The organism is Variovorax sp. ISS6 (assembly GCF_056523145.1).
In genome coordinates this window covers 4209226-4231557 of the sequence record NZ_JAWRZC010000001.1, presented here as the reverse complement: position 1 = coordinate 4231557, position 22332 = coordinate 4209226, and the positions used below count along the sequence as shown (strand labels likewise).

General features: G+C 69.5%; 23 protein-coding genes. 13 read left to right on the top strand and 10 right to left on the bottom strand.

The features are described from left to right. Positions 1–86 precede the first annotated feature (86 nt). The 7 genes from AC1HIL_RS19760 to AC1HIL_RS19730 all read left to right on the top strand — a co-directional run bounded on the left by AC1HIL_RS19760 (position 87) and on the right by AC1HIL_RS19730 (position 9268). A complete protein-coding gene (locus AC1HIL_RS19760; protein WP_479669819.1) occupies positions 87–1568 on the top strand; it encodes a short-chain fatty acid transporter in 1482 nt (493 codons plus the stop codon). Next, positions 1565–5035, top strand: coding sequence for a molybdopterin-dependent oxidoreductase (locus AC1HIL_RS19755; protein ID WP_479669818.1), 3471 nt, complete (start codon positions 1565–1567; stop codon positions 5033–5035). Before AC1HIL_RS19760 ends, AC1HIL_RS19755 begins: the two co-directional genes overlap by 4 nt. Positions 5036–5066: 31 nt before the next feature. Beyond that, on the top strand, positions 5067–6011 hold the full coding sequence (gene lhpI, locus AC1HIL_RS19750) for a bifunctional Delta(1)-pyrroline-2-carboxylate/Delta(1)-piperideine-2-carboxylate reductase (protein ID WP_479669817.1): 945 nt from the start codon (positions 5067–5069) through the stop codon (positions 6009–6011). A gap of 199 nt (positions 6012–6210) precedes the next feature. Beyond that, on the top strand, positions 6211–6801 hold the full coding sequence (locus AC1HIL_RS19745) for a TetR/AcrR family transcriptional regulator (protein ID WP_057591691.1): 591 nt from the start codon (positions 6211–6213) through the stop codon (positions 6799–6801). Positions 6802–6836: 35 nt separating this feature from the next. Beyond that, the gene (locus AC1HIL_RS19740) at positions 6837–7874 is read left to right on the top strand and encodes an MBL fold metallo-hydrolase (RefSeq protein ID WP_479669816.1); all 1038 of its coding nucleotides are present in this window, start codon (positions 6837–6839) and stop codon (positions 7872–7874) included. Between the two features lie 54 nt (positions 7875–7928). Beyond that, positions 7929–8231: an ArsR/SmtB family transcription factor gene (locus AC1HIL_RS19735; protein ID WP_395352673.1), complete on the top strand. Its 303-nt coding sequence runs from the start codon at positions 7929–7931 to the stop codon at positions 8229–8231. Between the two features lie 65 nt (positions 8232–8296). Then, positions 8297–9268 (top strand): zinc-dependent alcohol dehydrogenase family protein, encoded by a 972-nt coding sequence (locus AC1HIL_RS19730; RefSeq protein ID WP_479669815.1) that lies wholly within the window; start codon positions 8297–8299, stop codon positions 9266–9268. A gap of 49 nt (positions 9269–9317) precedes the next feature. On the opposite strand, the gene guaA is transcribed toward AC1HIL_RS19730, so the two are convergent. The 4 genes from guaA to guaB form a co-directional block, all read right to left on the bottom strand. Then, the gene (gene guaA / locus AC1HIL_RS19725) at positions 9318–10937 is read right to left on the bottom strand and encodes a glutamine-hydrolyzing GMP synthase (RefSeq protein ID WP_208507827.1); all 1620 of its coding nucleotides are present in this window, start codon (positions 10935–10937) and stop codon (positions 9318–9320) included. Between the two features lie 10 nt (positions 10938–10947). Beyond that, positions 10948–11382 carry a type II toxin-antitoxin system VapC family toxin gene (locus AC1HIL_RS19720; protein WP_479669814.1) on the bottom strand — a complete coding sequence of 145 codons (435 nt, stop codon included), beginning with the start codon at positions 11380–11382 and terminating at the stop codon, positions 10948–10950. Beyond that, positions 11379–11627: a type II toxin-antitoxin system Phd/YefM family antitoxin gene (locus tag AC1HIL_RS19715; protein WP_057591697.1), complete on the bottom strand. Its 249-nt coding sequence runs from the start codon at positions 11625–11627 to the stop codon at positions 11379–11381. Before AC1HIL_RS19715 ends, AC1HIL_RS19720 begins: the two co-directional genes overlap by 4 nt. Positions 11628–11718: 91 nt before the next feature. After that, positions 11719–13188: an IMP dehydrogenase gene (gene guaB / locus AC1HIL_RS19710; protein ID WP_261205829.1), complete on the bottom strand. Its 1470-nt coding sequence runs from the start codon at positions 13186–13188 to the stop codon at positions 11719–11721. 209 nt (positions 13189–13397) lie between these two features. On the opposite strand from guaB, the gene AC1HIL_RS19705 reads away from it, so the two are divergent. After that, positions 13398–13916, top strand: coding sequence for a DUF4124 domain-containing protein (locus AC1HIL_RS19705; protein WP_261205830.1), 519 nt, complete (start codon positions 13398–13400; stop codon positions 13914–13916). Between the two features lie 15 nt (positions 13917–13931). Here AC1HIL_RS19705 and AC1HIL_RS19700 read toward each other — a convergent pair whose 3' ends face one another. The 6 genes from AC1HIL_RS19700 to AC1HIL_RS19675 all read right to left on the bottom strand — a co-directional run bounded on the left by AC1HIL_RS19700 (position 13932) and on the right by AC1HIL_RS19675 (position 18748). Beyond that, positions 13932–14267: an RnfH family protein gene (locus tag AC1HIL_RS19700; protein ID WP_261205831.1), complete on the bottom strand. Its 336-nt coding sequence runs from the start codon at positions 14265–14267 to the stop codon at positions 13932–13934. 7 nt (positions 14268–14274) lie between these two features. Further along, entirely contained in the window at positions 14275–14721 is a 447-nt protein-coding gene (locus tag AC1HIL_RS19695) for a type II toxin-antitoxin system RatA family toxin (protein ID WP_057591701.1), read from the bottom strand. A 77-nt stretch (positions 14722–14798) separates the two neighbouring features. After that, complete coding sequence (locus AC1HIL_RS19690; RefSeq protein ID WP_479669813.1) at positions 14799–16037, bottom strand: dienelactone hydrolase family protein; 1239 nt, start codon at positions 16035–16037, stop codon at positions 14799–14801. 51 nt (positions 16038–16088) lie between these two features. Continuing rightward, a complete protein-coding gene (locus tag AC1HIL_RS19685) occupies positions 16089–16631 on the bottom strand; it encodes a flavin reductase family protein (RefSeq protein WP_057591703.1) in 543 nt (180 codons plus the stop codon). Between the two features lie 2 nt (positions 16632–16633). After that, positions 16634–17908 carry a styrene monooxygenase/indole monooxygenase family protein gene (locus AC1HIL_RS19680; protein WP_479669812.1) on the bottom strand — a complete coding sequence of 425 codons (1275 nt, stop codon included), beginning with the start codon at positions 17906–17908 and terminating at the stop codon, positions 16634–16636. 51 nt (positions 17909–17959) lie between these two features. Next, entirely contained in the window at positions 17960–18748 is a 789-nt protein-coding gene (locus AC1HIL_RS19675) for an SDR family oxidoreductase (protein WP_479669811.1), read from the bottom strand. 132 nt (positions 18749–18880) lie between these two features. Between AC1HIL_RS19675 and AC1HIL_RS19670 the strand changes: the two genes are divergently transcribed. From AC1HIL_RS19670 to AC1HIL_RS19650, 5 genes are all read left to right on the top strand, one after another. Beyond that, complete coding sequence (locus AC1HIL_RS19670; protein ID WP_479669810.1) at positions 18881–19879, top strand: AraC family transcriptional regulator; 999 nt, start codon at positions 18881–18883, stop codon at positions 19877–19879. 85 nt (positions 19880–19964) lie between these two features. Then, positions 19965–20441 (top strand): SsrA-binding protein SmpB, encoded by a 477-nt coding sequence (smpB, locus tag AC1HIL_RS19665; protein WP_057591776.1) that lies wholly within the window; start codon positions 19965–19967, stop codon positions 20439–20441. A 98-nt stretch (positions 20442–20539) separates the two neighbouring features. After that, entirely contained in the window at positions 20540–20923 is a 384-nt protein-coding gene (locus tag AC1HIL_RS19660; RefSeq protein ID WP_296732031.1) for a COG4315 family predicted lipoprotein, read from the top strand. A gap of 21 nt (positions 20924–20944) precedes the next feature. Next, the gene (locus tag AC1HIL_RS19655; protein WP_296732028.1) at positions 20945–21496 is read left to right on the top strand and encodes an RNA polymerase sigma factor; all 552 of its coding nucleotides are present in this window, start codon (positions 20945–20947) and stop codon (positions 21494–21496) included. Between the two features lie 4 nt (positions 21497–21500). Then, the gene (locus AC1HIL_RS19650) at positions 21501–22319 is read left to right on the top strand and encodes an anti-sigma factor family protein (RefSeq protein WP_261205837.1); all 819 of its coding nucleotides are present in this window, start codon (positions 21501–21503) and stop codon (positions 22317–22319) included. Positions 22320–22332 lie beyond the last annotated feature (13 nt).

Here is a 22332-nt window from a genome sequence, read left to right as displayed (position 1 = left end):
TGAATTGGCTCCGGTGTTCGCCCATAGTCGCCCCGCACGACATTCCGGGCGCGAAAGACGCCCCAGGCCCAGCCACTGGAGACACCATGCCTTCGACATCGAGAACAGCCCCCGGGCAAGACGCCCTGCGCCCTTCCGCCGCGCACCCCGGCCCCGCGGGTCCCGGCCTCCTGAGCCGACTGGGCCTGCGCTTCACCGCCTGGGCCGAGCGCTGGTTCCCCGATGCCTACGTGTTCGCGGCCATCGCGGCGGCGGTGGTCGCGGTCGCGGCGCTGCTCAATGGATCGAGCCCGCTGGTCGTGGCCAAGTCCTTCGGCGACGGCTTCTGGAGCCTGATCGTCTTCACGATGCAGATGGCACTGGTGGCGATCGGCGGCTACGTGGTCGCGACCTCGCCGCCGGCCGCGCGCTTCATCGGCCGCCTGGCCGCGGTGCCCGTCTCGGGGCGCCAGGCCATCGCCTACGTGGCGGCGATCAGCATGATCCTGTCGCTGTTCAACTGGGGCATCTCGCTGATCTTCAGCGCGCTCTACGTGCGCGCCCTGGCGCGCCGGACCGAACTGCGCATGGACTACCGCGCCGCCGGTGCTGCGGCCTATCTCGGGCTGGGCGCGACCTGGGCACTCGGCCTGAGCTCCTCGGCGGCGCAGCTGCAGGCGAACGCCGCCAGCCTGCCCAAGAGCATCCTCGACATCACCGGCGTGATCCCGTTCAGCCAGACCATCTTCCTGTGGCAGTCGATGGTGATGGCGCTGGTGCTGATCACGGTCTCGGTCGCGATCGCGCTGTGGTCCGCGCCCACGGCCGAGAGCGCGGTCACGGCGCAGGAGCTGGGCATCGACCTGGCCGAAGTGAAGCCTGCCACGGATGCGGCCGCCGCGCGGCGCCCCGGCGAATGGCTCGAGCGCAGCCCGCTGCTCACGCTGCTGCTGTGCGCCCTCGGCTTCGGCTGGCTCGCGCAGGAATTCATGGCCAAGAGCCCGCTGATCGCGATCGCGGGGCTCAATACCTACAACCTGCTGTTCCTGATGATCGGCATGCTGCTGCACTGGCGCCCGCGCAGCTTTCTCGACGCCGTGTCGCGCTCGGTGCCCTCGACCGCGGGCGTGATCATCCAGTTCCCGCTCTACGGCGCCATCGCGGCCATGCTGACCGCCGCCAAGGGCGACGGCGGCCACACGCTGTCGGACCGCATCGCGCACCTGTTCGTGAGCATCTCCAGCGTCGACAGCTTCGCGGTGGTGATGGGCGCGTACTCCGCCATCCTGGGCTTCTTCATTCCCTCGGGCGGCGGCAAGTGGATCATCGAGGCGCCCTACGTCATGCAGGCGGCCAACGAGCTCAAGGTCCACCTCGGATGGGCCGTGCAGGTCTACAACGCGGCCGAGGCGCTGCCCAACCTGATCAACCCGTTCTGGATGCTGCCGCTGCTGGGCGTGCTCTCGCTGAAGGCGCGCGACATCGTCGGCTTCACCTTCCTGCAGCTGCTGGTCCATGCGCCGCTGGTGCTCTTCATGCTGTGGTTCCTGGGTCGCACGCTGAGCTACGTGGCGCCCGTGATGCCATGAGCGCTTCGATGGCCGCGGCCACGACGCACACCAAGCCCGGCTACTGCACGCTCTGCCGCTCGCGCTGCGGCACGCTCAACGAGGTGCGCGGCGACATGCTGGTGTCGGTGCGGCCCGACACGGCACACCCGACCGGCCAGGCCATGTGCATGAAGGGCAAGGCCGCGCCCGAGCTCGTGCACAGCCCGCACCGCGTGCTGCATCCGATGCGCCGCACGCGGCCCAAGGGCGATCCGGATCCGGGCTGGGTGCGCATCGGCTGGGAAGAGGCGCTGGCCGAGACCGCCCGGCGCCTGGGCGCCATCCGGGCCGAGAGCGGCGCCGAATCGGTGGTGTTCGCGGTCACGACGCCGAGCGGCACGCCGCTGTCCGACAGCATCGACTGGATCGAGCGCTTCGTGCGCCTCTTCGGCAGCCCCAACATCTGCTATGCGACCGAGGTCTGCAACTGGCACAAGGACTTCGCCCATGCCTTCACCTTCGGCTGCGGCATGCCGCCGGCCGACTATGCGCAGGCCGAGCTGATCGTGCTGTGGGGCCACAACCCCACCAACACCTGGCTGGCGCAGGCCAACGCCATCGCGAAGGGCCGCGCCAAAGGCGCGCGGATGATCGTGGTCGACCCGCGTCCCACGGCGCTGGCGCGCCAGGCCGATGTGTGGCTGCCGGTGCGCCCCGGCACCGATGCGGCACTCGCGCTCGGGCTGATCCGCCTGTTGATCGAGGACGACCGCTTCGACGCAGCCTTCGTGCGCGACTGGACCAATGCGCCGCTGCTGGTGCGCGACGACGACGGGCATCTGCTGCGCGAGCGTGACCTGCGGCCCGATGCCGGGGGCGACCGCTTCATGGTCTGGAGCGATGCGGACCAGGGGGCAGTGCCCTACGACACCGCTCGGGCCGCACGAGCTCAAGGCTCGACCCACTTCCGCCTGCGCGGTGCGGTCGAAGTGACGGGGAAAAACGGCCAGCGCCTCGCGTGCCGCCCGGCCTTCGATCTGCTGGCGCAGGCCTGCGCCGCCTGGACACCGCAGGAGGTGGAACGCATCACCGGCGTGCCCGAAGCCCCGCTGCGCGCCGCGGCCGAGCTGTTCGGCGGCGGGCACCGCACGGCCTATCACGCCTGGACCGGCATCGGCCAGCACACCAACGCGACCCAGTCGGAACGCGCGGTCGCCACCCTGTACGCGCTGTGCGGCAGCTTCGATCGCATCGGCGGCAACCGCGTGCGCACGGGTCCGCGCGTCAACGCGGTCAATGCGCTCTCGCTGCTGCCCGCCGCGCAGCGCGCGAAGGCGCTCGGCCTGAAGGAACGACCGATCGGACCGCCCGCCCATGGCTGGGTGACCGCGCGCGACACCTATCGCGCGATCGTCGAGGGCGAGCCCTACAAGGTGCGCGCGATGATGGCCTTCGGCACCAACCTGCCGGTCTCGCAGGCCGACACCGCGCTCGCGCGGCAGGCGCTGGCGCAGCTCGAATTCCACGTGCATTGCGACCTGTTCGAAACGCCAGCCGCGCGCTACGCCGACATCCTGCTGCCGATCGACACGCCCTGGGAGCGCGAGGGCCTGCGCATCGGCTTCGAGATCGACGACCGCGCGGCCGGCTGGGTGCAGCTGCGCCAGCGCATGGTGGCGCCGCGCGGGGAATCGCGCTCCGACAACGAGGTGCTGTTCGACCTCGCGCAACGCCTCGGCATGGGCGACGCATTCTTCGGCGGCAGCCTGGAGGCCGGGTGGAACCACATCCTCGAGCCGCTGGGTCTCACGGTGGCGCAACTGCGCGAGCGGCCCGAAGGCATGGCCTGCGACATCGACGCGGGCGAGCGGAAGTACGCGCGCGAAACGCCCACCGGCGTGCGAGGCTTCGACACGCCCACGCGCCGCGTCGAGCTCTATTCCGAAACCCTGCTGCGCCACGGCCAGCCGCCCGTCGCGAGCTTCGTCGAGCCCGCGGACACGCCGCGCGACGCCAGGGCGACCGGACAGGGCCGCTTCCCCTATGTGCTGAGCTCGGCCAAGAACGGCCTCTACTGCCACAGCCAGCATCGCAGCCTGCCCTCGCTGCGCAGGCGCGCGCCCGAGCCGGTGGCGGAGCTGAGCCCCGTGCTCGCGCAGGCCAGGAACATCGTCGAAGGCGACTGGGTGCGTATCCGCACGCGCGTGGGCACGGCCCGCTTCGTCGCGCGCATCACGCCCGGTTTGGCCGACGATGTCGTCGTGGCCGAGTTCGGCTGGTGGCAAGGCTGCAGCGAGCTGGACCGCGAGGGCCTGCCGGTCGACGGTGCGCTGAGCAGCAATTTCAATGCGCTGATCTCGGCCGACCATTGCGATCCAGTCAGCGGCTCGGTGCCGCACCGCTCCTTTCTCTGCGACATCGAGCGCGATCCCGCCACGGCGTTGCGACAGCGCGCATGGACGGGCATGCGCCGCTTTCGCATCCACGAGCTGCGGCCCGAGGCCGAAGGTGTGCTGGGCATCCACTTCGAGCCCGTCGACGGCGGCGCCCTGCCCGACTACCGGCCCGGCCAGCATGTGGAACTCAAGCTCGATCTCGGCGATGGCACGCCGGTTTCACGCGCCTACTCGCTCACCGGTGCGGCCGAGCAAGAGGATCGGCGCGGCTACAGCATCGCGGTGCGGCACCAGCGCGGCCGCGCGGCCGACGGCACGCCGTACCAGGGACGCATGTCGGGCCATCTGCATCGCGAGCTGAAGCTCGGCGACACGGTCGAGCTGCGGGCACCGTCGGGCGGTTTCGTGATTCCGCGCCGTTCGCTCCAGCCGCTCGTGCTGTTCGCGGGCGGCATCGGCATCACGCCGTTCATCAGCCTGCTCGAGTCGCTGCCCGATGGCGCCGAAGGCCCCGCGATCGAGCTCTACTACGCCAACCAGAACAGCGCGACGCATGCCTTTCGCGAACGCATCGCGCAGCACCGCGCGCGCCTGCCACGGTTGCAGGTGATCGACCACTACAACGCGCCGCTGCCCGGGGACTGCCTCGGCATCGACTACCAGTCGGACCGCTACATCGATGCCGGCGTGGTGGACGATGCGCTGATCGCGCAGCGGGCGCGCTTCTACCTGTGCGGCCCGCCCGCGATGATGGACAGCGTCATCGCGGGACTGGTGGCGCGCGGCGTTCCGCGCTTCGACATCTTCAGCGAGGTGTTCCGCTCGCCCGCCGCGCCGCCGACCGACGGTCCCCAGCAGTTCGATGTCCGCTTCGCGCGCTCGGGCCGCGGGCCGGCCACGTGGACACCCAGGCAAGGCAGCTTGCTGAGCTTCGGCGAATCGCTGGGCCTGCCACTGCCCAGCGGCTGCCGCGTGGGGCAATGCGAAAGCTGCGCCGTGCGCGTGATCGCCGGCAAGGTCGCGCACCTGCACGGCCGCGAACCCGAAGACCCGACCGTGTGCCTGACATGCCAGGCCGTGCCGCTCGAAGACCTCGTGCTCGATGCATGAGCCCCGCCCTCCGTTTCCACCCCACCGCCCCATGAGAACCATCGATACCGAAACCACCCGTCGCGCCCTGCGCTTCGAGCGCCTGATCCCCGCGCTGCGCGACATGTTCGTCGCCGGCTGCGAAGTGCCGTTGCGGCATGTGCATGCGCTTCCGGGCCAGGCCGCGCAACCGGGCGGGACCGTGCTGATCATGCCGGCGTGGCAGGAGGGTCGCTACCTGGGCATCAAGACGGTGAACATCTTCCCGGGCAATGCCGAACGCGGCCTGCCCGGGCTGTTCTCGACCTACACGCTCTACGACGCGCGCACCGGCGAGCCGCTGGCACAGATCGATGGCAACGAGATCACCTCGCGCCGCACCGCCGCCGCATCGGCCCTTGCGGCTTCCTATCTCGCACCCGTGGAAGCGCGCCGCCTGCTCGTCGTCGGTTGCGGCCGTGTCGGTGGCCTGGTTCCCGAGGCGTTTCGCACCGTGCGGCCCATCGAGCGCGTGGCGGTCTGGGATCGCAACGAAGTGGCGGCGAAGGAACTCGCCGCGCGCCTCCACGCGCAAGATATCGATGCGTTCGTCGCCACCGACCTCGGCCAGGCCGCGAGCGAGGCCGACATCGTGAGCTGCGCCACGCTCGCGACGCAGCCGGTGATCGAGGGCGCCTGGCTGCGGCCGCACAGCCACCTCGACCTGATCGGCAGCTTCACGCCGCAGATGCGCGAGGCCGACGACGCCGCGTTCGTCGGCGCGAAGCTCTTCATCGACACGCGGGAGGCGCTGCAGAAGAGCGGCGAACTGCTCGGGCCGATGTCGCGCGGTGTGTTCACTGCCACGGACGTGGCGGGAGAACTGGCCGACCTCGCCGCGGGCCGGGTGCGGGGGCGCACCGAGACCGATGGACGAACCGTCTTCAAGGCCGTGGGCACGGCGCTCGAGGACCTCGCGGCGGCGATCCTCGTCTACGAGAGCATTGAAACCGCGTGAGCAGCGGGGTTTCGACCTCCATACCAAATTGACAAAATAGATCAATACTGTAAAGTTCGACGTCTGTCCTCGCGGACCGGCGGCCGAGCTTCGCGGCGTGTCGACCGGCGGGGACCTTGAACATCCACCCTCACCGTCGAGTTCGCCCCATGCCTTCGCTGTCCCCGATCTCCTTCGGCCTTGCCGGAGCGCCCCGCTGATGGCCCCCACCCCCGACCGGCGCGTCGCGATCATGGAGGCCGCGATCGGCGTCTTCCTGCGCTATGGCTACCGCAAGACCTCGATGGACGACCTCGCGCGCGCCGCCGGCATCTCGCGCCAGGGCCTCTACCTGCACTTCAGCGCGAAGGACGAGCTCTTCAAGCAGGCCGTCACCTGGTTCGCGGAACGCGGCCTCGCGGCCATGCGGGCCGCGCTGGCGCGCGAGGAGCTGCCGATCGAGGAGCGGCTGGTCGGCGCCTTCGCGGCACTGCATGCGCAGAACGACGGTTCGCAGATGTCGCTCGAGCACATGAACGAGATCGTCGCGACCGCGCGCGAGCTGGTCGGCCCGGTGCTCGAGGAGTTCGACCAGGCCGTGCCCAAGGAGCTGGCGCGCGCCATCCAGTCCAGCGGCGACGCCGTGCCCTGGCGCGGCGCCGGCCTCACGGCCAAGGCGCTCGCGCAGCACCTGTATGCCGCCTCGCACGGCCTCAAGCACTACGCCCGCACGCCGGCCGAGTACCAGGCCGGCATCCGCACCGCCGTGCGCCTCGTCTGCGGCCGTCCCGGCCCGGCGGCCGGCGCCTGAGCCCCTTCCACCTGTTCACGAACGGAGTTCTCGCCATGTCCACCTTCTCGCTTTGCGCCTGCGGTTCGCGACCCACGGCCCATCCCCAGTCGCCGCAGCAGCGCGACGGCGTCTATCGCAACGTCGTGCCGCGCACGCCGATGGGTTTTCTGAAGACCGTGGCGATCGGCTGGCGGGTCCTGACCGGCAAGAGCGACACCACCGTGCCGAGCACGCCGATCCCGGTGCGGCCGCTCACGACCGCGGCGCTGCTCGCGGCGCCCGACCGCAGCCTCTACCGCCTCGGCCATTCGACCCTGCTGCTCAAGCTCGACGGCGAGTTCTGGCTCACCGACCCCGTGTTCTCCGAGCGTGCGTCGCCGGTGCAATGGGCGGGGCCCAAGCGCTTCCATGCGCCGCCGATCGACATCGATGACCTGCCCCCGATCAAGGGCGTGATCCTCTCGCACGACCACTTCGACCACCTGGACCGCGCCGCCATCGCGCGGCTCGCGCCGAAGGTCGAGGTGTTCGTCACCCCGCTCGGCGTGGGCGACCGCCTGATCGGCTGGGGCGTCGACCCGGCGCGGGTGCGGCAACTCGACTGGTGGGACGAGACCACCGTCGGCGGCATCCGCCTCGCGGCCGTGCCCGCGCAGCACTTCTCGGGCCGCACCCTGCTCGACGAGGACCGCACCCTCTGGGCTTCATGGGTCATCCTGGCCGGCGACCTGCGGCTCTTCTTCAGCGGCGACACCGGCTACCACGCCGACTTCAAGACCATCGGCGATCGCTACGGTCCCTTCGACGTGACCCTGCTCGAGACCGGTGCCTACGACAGGCAATGGGCCGACGTCCACATGCAGCCCGAGCAGACGCTGCAGGCCCACCTGGACCTGCGCGGGCGCTGGCTACTGCCGGTGCACAACGGCACCTTCGACCTGGCGATGCATGCCTGGAACGAGCCGTTCGAGCGCATCCAGGCACTGGCGCGGGCGCGCGATGTGAAGCTGGCCACGCCGGTGATGGGGGAACGCGTGGCGTTGGAGGCGCCGCGCACGGGGCATGCGTGGTGGGTGGCCGGCGGGAACTGAGGGGCATCGCGGCGTCGGCATTGGGATATCGGCAAATTCCGATACGATCGGCGCATGGAACTGCTCGAAGTCTTCAAGGCCCTCTCGAACCGGACGCGCCTCGACATCCTCAAGGGCTTGAAGGATCCCGCGAAGAACTTCCCGCCGCAGGACGAAGGCGACGTCCTGACGGTGGGCGTCTGCGTCAGCAGCATCCAGGAAGGCGTCGGGTTGTCGCAGTCGACGGTGTCGGACTACCTCGCGACCCTGCAGCGAGCAGGTCTCGTCGAAGTCCGTCGCATCGGCCAGTGGACCTACTACAAGCGCAACGAGGCAACCATCAGCGCCCTGGCCGAGCTCATCGGCAAAGAGCTTTGACCTTTTTTTATCCCGAAACATCGGAAATTCCCGATATCCCTTTTTACAGAAATGAAGGACATGCCATGAAAGCCCTGAGACTCACATCGTTCGGTGGCCCCGAAGCGTTCGAACTGTGCGACCTGCCCCGCCCTGCGCCCCAGGCGGGACAGGTCCTGGTCCGGGTCCATGCGACCTCCATCAATCCCTTGGACTATCAGGTCCGACGCGGCGACTATCCCGACCTGGTGCCACTGCCGGCCATCACCGGCCACGACGTGTCGGGCGTTGTCGAAGAAGTCGGCCCGGGCGTGACGGCCTTCTCTCCGGGAGACGAGGTCTGGTACACGCCGCAGATCTTCGACGGGCCAGGCAGCTATTCCGAGTACCACGTGGCCGCCCAAGGCATCGTCGGAAAGAAGCCCTCCTCGCTGAGCCATCTCGAGGCGGCGAGCCTGACCCTGGTGGGCGGCACGGCGTGGGAAGCACTGGTCGTGCGCGCGGCGCTCAGGGTGGGCGAAAGCATCCTGGTGCACGGCGGCGCGGGAGGCGTCGGCCATGTGGCGATCCAGCTCGCCAGAGCCATCGGAGCCCGGGTGTTCACCACCGTGCGTCAAGCCAACTTCGAGTTCGCACGCAGCCTGGGTGCCGATGTGCTCATCGACTACGAGAAGGAGGACTACGTCGACGCCGTCCTGCGCGAGACGGGTGGCCGCGGCGTCGATGTCGTGTTCGACACCATCGGCGGCGACACCCTGTCGCGCAGCCCCGACGCGCTGGCCCAGCTCGGCCGCGTCGTCAGCATCGTGGACATCGCACGGCCGCAGAACCTCGTCCAGGCCTGGGGCAAGAACGCGAGCTACCACTTCGTCTTCACGCGACAGAACCGCGGCAAGCTCGATGAGTTGAGCGCCTTGATCGAGCGCGGGCAGCTACGGCCGCATGTGGGTGCCGTCTATTCGCTGGCCGACATTCCGCTTGCCCATGCGCGGCTGGAAAGTCCCAACAACGGGGTGCGAGGAAAGATCGCGATCGAGGTCGGGCCATCGGGCTCTTGAAGGCCGATGGGGTTTTCTTCGCGGACGACAGTCCGCGAAGTAGCCGACCTCACTCCCACTCAATCGTCGCCGGCGGCTTGCTCGACACGTCATAGGTCACGCGGTTGATGCCGCGCACCTCGTTGATGATCCGCCCCGACACCTTCTTGAGCAGCGCATACGGCAGCTCGGCCCAGTCGGCGGTCATGAAGTCGCTGGTCTGCACGGCGCGCAGCGCGACGACGTAGTCGTAGGTGCGGCCGTCGCCCATCACGCCGACGCTCTTCACCGGCAGGAACACGGTGAAGGCCTGGCTCGTGAGGTCGTACCAGGTCTTGCCGGTCTCGGCGTCGGTGAAGTTGCGCAGCTCCTCGATGAAGATCGCATCGGCGCGGCGCAGCAGGTCGGCGTATTCCTTCTTCACTTCGCCGAGGATGCGCACGCCCAGGCCCGGGCCGGGGAACGGATGGCGGTAGACCATCTCGGGCGGCAGGCCGAGCGCGACGCCGAGTTCGCGCACTTCGTCCTTGAACAGGTCGCGCAGCGGCTCGAGCAGCTTCAGGCCGAGTTGCTCGGGCAGGCCGCCGACGTTGTGGTGGCTCTTGATGGTGACGGCCTTCTTGCTCTTGGCACCGCCGCTCTCGATGACGTCGGGGTAGATGGTGCCTTGCGCGAGGAAGGTGGCGCCCTTGTGGCCGCCGTCGCCGGCCTTGAGCTTGGCGGCTTCCTGCTTGAACACGGTGACGAACTCGCCGCCGATGATCTTGCGCTTGGCTTCGGGGTCGCTCACGCCGGCGAGCTTGCCGAGGAACAGCTCGCTCGCATCGACGCGGATGACCTTGGCGTGCAGCTTGCCCTCGAACATCTCCATGACCATGTCGCCTTCGTTGAGGCGCAGCAGGCCGTGGTCGACGAAGACGCAGGTGAGCTGGTCGCCGATGGCGCGGTGGATCAGCGCGGCGGCCACGCTCGAATCGACGCCGCCCGAGAGGCCGAGGATGACCTCCTCGTCGCCCACCTGCTCGCGGATCTTCTGCACCGCCTCGGCGATGTGGTCGCGCATGACCCAGTCGGGCTTGGCCTCGCAGATGCCGAGCACGAAGCGCTCGAGGATGGCCTTGCCCTGCACGGTGTGGGTGACCTCGGGATGGAACTGCACGGCGTAGTAGCGGCGCGCCTCGTCGGCCATGCCGGCGATGGGGCAGCTGTCGGTGCTGGCCATGAGCTTGAAGCCCGGCGGCAGCTCGGTCACCTTGTCGCCGTGGCTCATCCACACGTTGAGCATGCCGTGGCCCTCGGGCGTGGTGAAGTCGGCGATCTCCTCGAGCAGCGCGGTGTGGCCGTGGGCACGCACGGCGGCGAAGCCGAACTCGCGCTTGTGGCCGCCCTCGACCTTGCCGCCGAGCTGGTGCGCCATGGTCTGCATGCCGTAGCAGATGCCGAGCACGGGAATGCCGAGGTCGAACACGGCCTGCGGGCACTTGTCGGTGGTCTCCTCGTACACGCTGGCATGGCTGCCCGAGAGGATCACGCCCTTGAGGTGGCCGTCGGCCGCGTACTCGCGCACCCACTCGTCGCTGACGTCGCAGGGATGCACTTCGCTGAGCACATGGGCCTCGCGCACGCGGCGCGCGATGAGCTGGGTGACCTGCGAGCCGAAATCGAGGATGAGGATCTTGTCGTGTTGCATGGGCTGGGACTCAGAGCGTTGAAATGTCGAACAGCCGGACGCCCGCTTGCGGCGCCGCCTGGATGAGTTGCTCGTCGAAGGTGGCGAGCGGAAGACCGAGCGAGCGCGCGAGCCAGAGATAGCCCGCGGCATAGAGCGACACGCGGGCATCGATGGCAACGGCGAGCACGGCCTTGTGCTGGGCCGGCGCGAGCTCGTGCAGCTCGACGCGATGGCGGATGGCATCGAGCACGCTCCACAGGCCCTCGACGGCCGACGAGGGAATGCGCCCGCTGCGCACGCCATTGGCGATGACGTTGGCGCACTCCCACTGCCAGGCATTGGGCGCCTGCGGCTCGACCTCGTCGCGGCGGATGGCGGCGTAGAGCCTGCGCGTGTGTTCGTTGGCGTGGTCGGGCAGCAGCCAGGCGGCGGTGACCGAGGCGTCCATGACGAAGGCGGTCATGGCTGGCGGCCCTGGTTCAGCAGCGCGCCGGCCGAGGTGCCTGGAAGGATGGCGGCATGCAGCGCGTCGATCTGGCCCAGTTCGCGCGCGATCTGCTCGTCGGTGATGACCGGCTTGCGCCGCACCGGCAGCATGCGCACCACCTCCTTGCCGTGGCGGGTGATGCGCACCTCCTCGCCCTTCTCGACCGAGTCGATCAGGGCCGAGAAGTTGTTCTTGGCTTCAGCGATGCCGATGGATTGCATTAGGGCCAGAAAATTTGAATCTGGCCCGAATTCTAAACCTGATCTGGCCCGACTTTCAAGGTCTGGCCAGAATCAGGTTCGGACACCGCGTTTACTCGGCGCGGTAGTTCGGCGCTTCCTTCGTGATCTGCACGTCGTGGACGTGGCTCTCGCGGATGCCGGCGGTGGTGATCTCGACGAACTCGGCCTTGTTCTTCATCTCTTCGATGGTGCCGCAGCCGCAGTAGCCCATGCTGGCGCGAACGCCGCCGGCCATCTGGTAGATGATCGAGACGATCGAGCCCTTGTAGGGCACGCGGCCCTCGATGCCCTCGGGCACGAGCTTGTCGGTGTTGGGATTGCCGGTGGTCGATTCCTGGAAGTACCGGTCGGCACTGCCCTGCTGCATCGCGCCGATGGAGCCCATGCCGCGGTAGCTCTTGTAGCTGCGGCCCTGGTACAGCACGATCTCGCCGGGCGCCTCCTCGGTGCCGGCGAACATGCTGCCCATCATCACGGTGCTGGCGCCGGCCGCGATGGCCTTGGCGATGTCGCCCGAGTAGCGCACGCCGCCGTCGGAGATCAGCGGCACGCCCGTGCCCTGCAGCGCGGTGGCGACGCTGTCGACCGCCATGATCTGCGGCACGCCCACGCCGGCCACGATGCGGGTGGTGCAGATGGAGCCCGGGCCGATGCCGACCTTGACCGCGTCGGCACCGGCCTCGGCCAGCGCGCGCGCGGCGTCGCCGGTGGCGATGTTGCCGCCGATCACGTCGATCTGCGGATAGTTCTGCTTGACCCAGCGCACGCGGTCGATCACGCCCTTGCTGTGGCCGTGCGCGGTGTCGACCACGATGGCGTCGACGCCGGCCTTGACCAGTGCCTCGACACGCTCCTCGGTGCCCTCGCCCACGCCGACCGCCGCGCCCACGCGCAGGCGGCCCGAGGGGTCGCGCGCGGCGTTGGGGAAGGTGGTCTGCTTGGTGATGTCCTTGACGGTGATCAGGCCCTTGAGCTCCCAGTCGCTGTTGATCACCAGCAGGCGCTCGAGCTTGTGCTTGTTGAGCAGCGCCTTGGCCTCGGCCAGCGTGGTGCCGTCGGGCACGGTGATCAGCTTCTCGCGCTGCGTCATGATCTCGCTCACGGGCACGTCGTAGCGGCTCTCGAAGCGCAGGTCGCGCCCGGTCACGATGCCCACGACCTTGCCGGCGTCGACCACCGGGAAGCCCGAGATACCGAGCTGGTCCGACAGCGCCATCACCTGCCGCACCGAGTGCGTCGGCGTGATCACCACCGGGTCGCGCAGCACGCCCGACTCGTAGCGCTTGACCTTGGCCACTTCGGCGGCCTGCTGCTGCGCGGTGAGGTTCTTGTGCACGATCCCGATGCCGCCTTCCTGCGCGATGGCGATCGCGAGGCGGGCTTCGGTCACGGTGTCCATCGCCGCCGAGACGAGCGGGATGTTCAGCGTGATGTTTCGGGAGAATTTGGTGGCGAGGGAGGTGTCCTTGGGCAGGACCTGGGAGAACGCTGGCACCAGCAACACATCGTCGAAGGTGAGCGCTTTGCCGAGAAGGCGCATGGGTGAGGCTCCAAAAGACGGATTGTAACGAGGCGGCGGGGTATGCTGCCGGGCTCAGCGCGGCTCGGCCCCGCGCGGTGCGGGCCTATCGCCCGGCCGTCGCATCCCGCGTCGCCATTTGCCCACTGCCCGCTGCCCGGTCTGCGGACCGCGGCGAAAACCAATCACTGCCTGTTGCAAAACGTAAGGCATCGCTAGACTTGCGCCCCATGAAGTTCCTGCTCAGCCTCCTGCTCGGATCGATCTGCCTGCTGCCCCTGGCCGCGGATGCCCAGTGGCAATGGATCGACAAGAACGGCAAGAAGGTCTTCAGCGACCAGCCGCCGCCGACCGACATTCCCGAGAAGAACATCGTGCGCCGCGCCGGCCCGCCGGCGCGCACCGGCTCGGGCGTGGCGGCGCCCGAGGGCACGGCCACCACCGACAAGCCGGCCGAAGCCCCCGCCGCGCCGGCCACCCCGAAGGCGCCGACGGTCGACAAGGACCTCGAGGAAAAGACGAAGAAGGCCGAGGCCGACGAGAAGGCCAAGCAGGCGGCCGAGGCCGCGAAGCTCGCCAAGGCCAAGGCCGAGAACTGCAGCCGCGCCCGCGAGAGCAAGGCCACCATGGACAGCGGCATGCGCATCGCGCGCGTCAACGCCAAGGGCGAGCGCGAGATCCTCGACGACAACCAGCGCGTGGCCGAGCAGCGCCGGCTGCAGTCGGTGATCGACAGCGACTGCAAGTAAGCCGCGCCGAGCGGCTCAGTACCCCGCCTTGCCGCCCTGGCGCCGGTTGGCGAACAACCCGGTGCCGCGCGCGCCCTGCCGCTGGAAACGCTCGCGCCGCGCCACCTTCGGATCGACCTCGAGCGCGCGGCACAGCTCGACGCGATCGCCGTCTTCGAGGGCATCGTCCCAGTCGGCGCTGCGGCCCCAGATGCCGGGCGTCATCGTCTCGCGCCAATCGAGCGCGGGAAAACGCTGCGCCAGGGTGCTGGCGCGGATCGCATCGTTCACGGTGGCGCCGGCGGCGAGGCGCAGCGGCTCCTCGAACACCTCGCGCGGCGCCGGCGAGCAGCTCAGGGTCACCTCGATCATCGGTGGCTCAAGACGCGCCGTAGACCTGCTCGGCGCGCTTGACGAAGGCCTCGACCAGGCTCGAGGCGATGGTGTCGAACACCGGGCCCACGAGGGCCTGCAGCGCGAAGTTGCTGAAGCCGTAGCTCAGGTGCAGCTCGACGCGGCAGGCGCGTTCGCCGCCCTCGCCCACCGGCACGAATTTCCAGTTGCCGTCGAGGTTGGAGAACGGCCCGTCGACCAGCTTGAGCTGCACCTCGCGGCCGGGCACGTGGGTGTTGCGCGTGGTGAAGCTCTGGTGCAGGCCCGCGAAGGCCAGGCCGACCTCGGCGGTCATGCCGGCCTCGTCCTGCTCGATGACGCGCGCCTTGTCGCACCAGGGCAGGAACTGGGGGTACTTCGCCACATCGGTGACCAGCGCGTACATCTCTTCGGCGCTGTACCAGATGAGAACGGACTTGTTGACTGTTTTCATTGAATCGGATCGAGAGACCGATTCATTGTAGGGAGCCTCCGTGGCTCCCTCCTCTCGCCGGACGAGAGCCCGCCACCTCAACCCGACCGCGACCAGGCCGTCATCAGCGTGTTCGAGGGCTGCGTCTCGTCGAGCAGCTTGCGCGCGGTTTCGACGCCGGCCACCGGCAGGCCCTTCGGATCGAGCAGTCCCACCTGCACCAGCACGCTGGCCTGGTCCCAGTAGATGTGCTCGTGGTAGAGCTTGTCGCCGCGGAACTTGACGATGGCCACCAGCGGAATCTCCACCGGCCTGCCCGTGGGCGCCACGCCGGGCAGCAGCCAGTCGATCTCGCAGGTGTGGGTGAAGCTGAACAGGATCTCGTCGACGATCTGCGTTGCGCCCACCGTGCGCGAGATCGGCACGAGCCGCGTGTCGGGCGGATTGCTGTTCACGAAATGGTGCTGGTAGAAGCGGCTCAGCATCGCATGCCCCACGCCGCCGGTCATGGTCGGGATGTGGTTGACGTAGGGCTCGGCCACCATGGTTGCCATGGTGTCGGCCACGTTGCGGGTGGCGAACTCGTACTCGCAGTGCTTGTCCCACAGCGCCGAGAAGTCGTAGTGCGGCCCCATCTCGCGGCGGAACGCGGCCACGCTGCGCTCGTGCGCCATCAGCGCCGAGGGCTTGTGGTAGTGGTCGCCGCCCAGCCGTGCGAAGGCATGGTCGACGCCCGGATAGACGTAGAGCTCGCACCCGGACCGCGCTCCAAGCGTCTCGACGATGCGCGAGCGCGCCTCGGGCGGGCAGAAGCCGTCGAGCTCGGGGATGTGCAGCACCAGCCGGTCCTGGATGCGGTCGGCCTCCTCGAGCCGCTGCTCGATGCCCACGCCGTAGTAGCCCACGCAGACGTCGGCGTCGGTGCGGCAGGCCGCGAGGTAGGCGAGCTTGCCGCCCATGCAGAAGCCCAGCACGCCGGCCTTGCCCTGCTGCTCGGGCAGCGAGCGCAGCAGCGCCAGCGAAGCGGCCACGTCCTCGGTGCCCTTGTCCTCGTCGAAGCCCTTGTAGAGCGCGAAGGCCTTCTGCCAGTCGTCGGGCGCATAGCCGAGTTCGACCTCGGGCTGCTGGCGCCAGAACAGGTCGGGCGCGAGCACCACGTAGCCTTCCTCCGCGTAGTAGTCGGCCACCTGCCGCATGGTGGCGTTGACGCCGAAGATCTCCTGCGCCAGCACGATGCCGGGGCCCTTGCCCGAGGCCGGGGTGGCGAGGTAGGCGCGGAAGCTGCCGCTGCCGTCGATGGCCGGCACCTGCAGCCAGCGGCCCTTCTGAGCTGTCATGTCTTTCTCCTTGTTCCGAATCTCTGGATCGTGAGGTGGTGCGGCCGGCGCTCAGGCCGGCACGCACTCGTCGCGCAGGGTGGTGAACTGGCCGCAGGCATAGAGCAGCGGCAGCCCCTGCGCATCGGTGATGCGCGCGGCCTTGACCTCGCCGATCAGCATCGCGTGGCTGTGCGCCACCATCATCTCGTCGACCACGCAGTCGAACACCGCGAGCGCGCCGCGCAGCACGGGCGCGCCGGTCACCAGCGTCTCCCAGTGCGCGGGATCGAAGCGCTCGCCGGCCTCGCCCTGGCGCGAGAAGGCCAGCGCCAGCGCCGACTGGTCGAGCGCGAGCAGGTTGACCGCCATGCGGCGGCTCTGCGCGATGGTGCGGAAGCTGCTGCCCTGCAGGTTGACGCAGGCCAGGATGCGCGCGGGTTCGGCCGAGAACGAGGTCACGGCCGTGGCCGTGAGGCCCACGGGCGTCTGCCCGTCGGTGCTCGTGACCACGGTCACGGCGCCGACCAGGCAGCGCATGGCGCGCCGGAAGTCGCCCGCGCCCACGTTGGGCTCGCAGCGCAGCGACTCGATGGCCCGGAACTCGCCGCGCATGGTCAGGCCGCCTCCGGTTGCGGCGCCAGCGAGCGCAGGTAGGCGCTGCTCGCGTCGGGCGTCATGAAGAACTCGGCATAGTCGCGCGGATCGTTGAAGCCGTTGACGAAGCGCCGTGCCACGGCCGCGTTGCCCTGGGCCGCGCCCAGCACCTCGAGCACGTGCGGGGGCGGCGGCTGCAGCATTGCGTTGGTCCACTCGACGACGTGGCGCGCGTAGCGCCAGTAGCCGTCGAAGGCCGACTGCATGAAGTCCGCGTCGAAGGCGCCCTCGCCCTGCGCCAGGATGGCGCGCAGGTAGGCATCGGCGCACTTGGCGGCGTTGTTCGAGCCCTGGCCGGTGATCGGGTCGTTGAGGCACACCACGTCGCCCATGCCGAGCACGGCGCGGCCCGAGGGCAGCCGCCCGACCGGCTTGCGCACCGTGGGCGCGAAGCGGCCGGCCAGGATGCCGTTGTCGTCGGTCAGGCGCACGTCACGGCAACGCTCGGCCTCCCAGGGCGTGAAGGTGTCGAGGATCGACAGCGAGCGCTCGAGGTGCTGCGCGGGCGTCTTCACGTCGGCCCAGCAGTCCATCGGGCCGCCGGGCACGCCTTCGAAGACCATGATCTCGCACGGACCCGTCACGGTCAGCGCGGGGAACACGAAGTACTCGCCGACGCCGGGGATCAGGTTGAAGTTGACGGCCGAATGCTCGGGGCGCGGCGTCATGCCGTGCACATAGGTCAGGGCCAGCGCGCGCTGCGGCTTGTCGTAGGGCGAGCGCTGCGCGTCGCGCTCGAACATCTGCGCGATCTCGCCCTTGCCGGCGGCCACGATCACGAGGTCGTGCGACTGGGTCCAACGCTCGAGGTCCTCGATGCCCGCGTCCTGGAACAGGATCTGCCCGCCGCGTTCCTCGAAGGTCTTCATCCAGGCCGGCACCTTCACGCGCTGGTCGACCGAGCGCGCGGGCGCGTCGAGTCGGTGCGACCAGCCGAGCAGCTTCTCGCCGGGCTTCTCTGGATGCGGCACGGCGAAGCCGATGCCCTCGACCGGCGGACAGCTGTCGGCCCACTGGTCGATGCCGAGGTCGCGTTCGATCTGCAGGCTGGCGTCGAACATGCACTGGCTCGACATCACGCGGCCGGTTGCGATGTCCTCGGCGCTGCGGTTCGAGACCACGGTCACCTCGTGGCCCTCGCGCTGGAGGCCCAGCGCCAGTTGCAGGCCCGACTGGCCCGCGCCGACGATCATGAAACGGCGCGGCTTGGCGCCCTGCGATGCGATGTTGCTCATGGGTATGCCTCGTTCGTGGGTGGGGTGATGAAAGCGATGCGCCGGCCGCCTTCAGGCCGCGAGCTTGGGAATGGCCGGCTCGCCCTGCTCCGGGCCCAGGGCCGAGTAGCCGCCGTCCACGGCCCAGTCGGCGCCGGTGACGAACGAGGCCTTGTGCGAGCACAGGAAGGCCACCACGTGGCCGACCTCGACCGGGTCGCCGACGCGGCCGAGCATGTGGAAGGGCTTGGCCACCGCATCGGTCTTGGCGCGGTCGCCGCCGGTGAGCTGGTCCATCACGGCCGACCAGGTCCAGCCCGGCGACACCGAGTTGACGCGCACCTTCATCGGCGCCAGGTCCAGCGCCATGTTGCGCGTGAGCTGCACCAGCGCGGCCTTGCTCACCGGATAGAGCCAGCGGCCGGTCTGGGCCACGCCCGAGGAGATCGAGGTGAAGTTGACGATGGCGCCACCGCCCGCCGCCTGCATGAAGGGCAGCGTGGCGCGCGCCATCATCACGGCCGAGACCACGTTGACGTCGAGCGCGGTCTGCCATTCGCCGCGCGGCGAGGCCAGGCCGTTGTCGAGGTAGCTGCAGGCCAGGTTCACGAGCGCATGGATGCGGCCCTCGGCATCGGCCGCCTGCTCGACGCAGGCCTGCACCGCGGCGTCGTCGGTGATGTCGGTGGCGATGAATTTCGCACCGATCTCGCGCGCCACCGCCTCGCCGCGCGCCACGTCGATGTCGGCCAGCACCACGCGTGCACCGGCATCGCGCAGGCAACGGGCCACGCCCGCACCGATGAGGGTCGCGCCACCGGTGACGAGCACCGTCCTGTCCTGCAAGTCCTTGTCGCTCATGCCTTTTCTCCTGGTTGGTCCCGTTGTCAATTGCTTGCAGTTACTTTAGATTTGAAGGATTCAGCCCCCAATCCGGATTGCGCAGCCGCTGTCCGCAAAACGCATTTATTCGCTGCCCCCACGCCGCCTCGCATGGAACACGCTGTCGCTGCATCGGCCTCGCTTCCCCTGTCGCGCTACGCCGTCATCGCCACGCCCGACCTCGACGAGGCGCGCGACGAGGTGGCGCGCATCTTCTGTCCACACCGGCTGCACCTGGGCCACGGCAGCTCGCGTTTCGACGCGCGCCACCACGTCGCGCCGCTGGGCGACATCTCGCTGAACTACGTGCAGTACGGCGCCGAGGTCGAGATCGATCCCGGCTGCCTCGGCGACTTCTATCTGCTGCAGATCCCGCTCAGGGGCAACGCCCGCATCGAATGGGCCGGCCAGAGCTTCACCTCCGACGCGCACCGGGCCTCGCTGGCCTCGCCGAGCCAGCCGCTGCGCATGCGCTGGGGCGACGACACGCCGCACCTGATCGTGAAGATCGGCAAGGCGGTGGTGCAGCGCCACTGGGAATCGCTGTGCGGCGAGCCGGCCGGCGCGCGGCCGCTCGAATTCGAGCCCGAGATCGCGCTCGACGAGGGCGCGGGCGCGAGCGTGAAGCACCTGGTGGAGTTCCTCGCGCAGGAACTCTCGTGCGGCCGCACGCCGCTGACCACGCCCTTCCTGGCCCAGGCCGAATCGGGCCTGATCCACACCCTGCTGGGCCAGTTGCCGCACAACCAGAGCGCGCGCCTGGGCGCCGAGCGCGGCGACGTCTCGCCTCGCGCGCTGCGCCGCGCCCGCGAGTACATCGAGGCGCACCTGCCCGATGCGCTCACGGTCGACGAGATCGCCTCGGCCAGCGGGCTGTGCGTGCGCAGCCTGCAGGTGGCGTTCCGCCAGCATGCGGGCCAGACGCCGATGGCCTACCTGCGCGAGCGGCGGCTGCTCGCGGTACACGAGCGCCTGAGCGACCCGGGCGCCGACACCACCGTGACCTCGGTCGCGCTGCAGTTCGGCTTCGCCCACCTCGGGCGCTTCGCGCAGGACTACGCGCGCCGCTTCGCCGAATCGCCCCATCGCACGCTGCAGCGGCACCGCTGAAGGCACCCGCGGCCACTTTCATAGAATCCACGCCCTGTGCATGCCGGGCGGTTGTCCGGGCGCCATGCGCCCCCAAATGACAACGATGGCCACCAAGAAACAAGACACCTCCTCCCGCATCGCCGACAACAAGAAGGCGGCGTACAACTATTTCTTCGAGGAACGCTTCGAGGCCGGCATGGTGCTGGAAGGCTGGGAAGTGAAGGCGCTGCGCGAAGGCAAGGTGCAGCTCACCGACGGCTACGTGGTGATCCGCGACGGCGAGATGTTCGTGCTGGGCTGCCAGATCAACCCGCTCAAGAGCGCCTCGACCCACGTGACGCCCGACTCGGTGCGCACCAAGAAGCTGCTGCTGCACAAGGAAGAGATCCGCCGCCTGACCGGCAAGGTCGAGCAGAAGGGCTACACCCTTGTGCCGCTGAACCTGCACTGGAAAGCCGGCAAGGTGAAGTGCGAGATCGCGCTGGCCAAGGGCAAGGCCGAGCACGACAAGCGCGACACCATCAAGGACCGCGAAGGCAAGCGCGAGGTCGAGCGCGCGATGAAGAGCCGCAGTCGCTGAGTTCGCGTTTTTTTGCGCGGCCATGGAATAAACGCGGCGCCGCGGGCGTTCATGCAGGTGTCGCCGGATCGTCCGGCGCCACAACCAGGAGCTCTTCCATGCCGCTGACCTCGCGCCATCTTCCTTTCCTCGCCGCCACGCTGCTGGCCGCCTCCCTGCTCTCGCTGCCCGCCGCGGCCCAGCCCAAGGCCGCCGACGGCGCCCTGGTCGGCCCCAACGGCATGACCCTCTACACCTTCGACAAGGACACGGCCGGCAACGGCAAGTCGGTCTGCAACGGCCAGTGCGCCACCAACTGGCCGCCGTACATGGCGGCCGACGGCGACAAGGCCGCGGGCGACTTCAGCATCGTCACGCGCGACGACGGCAAGAAGCAGTGGGCCGCCAAGGGCTGGCCGCTGTACTACTGGATCAAGGACACCAAGCCCGGCGACAAGACCGGCGACGGCGTCAACGGCAGCTGGAAGACCGCCAAGCCCTGACCTCCGACCCGCCCGCCTTCCATGGACGCCCGCCAGCTCGCCCCGCACATTCCCGGCCTGCGCCGCTATGCGCGCGCGCTGACCGGCAATGCCTGGGCGGCCGACGACCTGGTGCAGGACACGCTCGAGCGCGCCTGCAGCAAGTGGCGGCTGTGGGTGGCGGGCAGCGACCTGCGCGCCTGGCTGTTCGCGATCATGCACAACCTCTTCGCGAGCCAGGTGCGCCGCGCGCCGCCGCCGCATGCGGCCGTGTCGCTCGACGAACTGCCGCCCGAACAGCAGGGCGGCGTCGACCCCGGCCGCGACCACGGCGTGCGGCTCGACCTGCAGCGCTGCCTGCTGCAGCTGCCGGAAGAGCAGCGCGCCGTGCTGCTGCTGGTGACGCTCGAGGACCTGTCCTATGCCGAGGTCGCGAAGGTGCTCGGCATTCCGCTGGGCACCGTGATGTCGCGGCTGTCGCGCGCCCGCGTGCGGCTGCAGGAACTGCTCGACGGCGCGGCCGCATCCGGCACGGCGGCGGGCACACTGGCGGGCAGTGCGGCCCCGCGCCCCGGCCTGCGCCGCCTCAAGTAACGCCATGAACCGCCCCGCCCCGCCCCCTTCCGACGACGAACTGCATGCCTGGGTCGACGGCCGGCTCGCGCCCGAGCGCCGCGCCGCCGTCGAGGCCGCGCTGGCGGACGATCCGGCCCTCGCGGCGCGGGTCTCGCTCTGGCAGGCGCAGCGCGACACGCTGCGGCAGCTGCATGCCGAACTGCTCCACGAGCCCGTGCCGGCCCACCTGTCGGCCGTGCTCGAACGCGAGGCCGCGCCGCGCGACGGCTGGTGGCGCTGGGGCGGCATCGCGGCCGGCCTGCTGGTCGCCTTCGGCGCCGGCTGGCTCGGCAATGCCCAATGGAGCGCCAGCCAGCGGCCGGGCACCGCGCTGGCGCGCGCGCCGGCGGTGCGCGAGTTCGTCCATGCGGCCTCGCTCGCGCACCAGGTCTACACGCCCGAAAAACGCCATCCGGTCGAGGTGGCCGCGGCCGAGCAGCAGCACCTGGTGCAGTGGCTGTCGCGCCGGCTCGATCGGCCGCTCAAGGTGCCGGACTTCTCGACCCTGGGCTACACGCTGGTCGGCGGCCGGCTGCTGCCCGGCGAGAACGGCGCGCGGGCCCAGTTCATGTTCGAGGATGCGGCCGGCGAGCGCGTCACGCTCTATGTCGGCCAGCTCGATCCCAAGACCGCGGGCGGCCCGCCGGCCCCCGTGCCCGAGACCGCCTTCCGCTTCGCCGCCGAGGGCGCCGTGCCCAGCTTCTACTGGGTCGACCAGGGATTCGGCTACGCGGTGGCCGGCCGGCTGCCGCGCGAAACGCTGATGAAACTGGCGACGCTGGCCTACCGGGATCTGTCTTGAGCGCGGCATACAC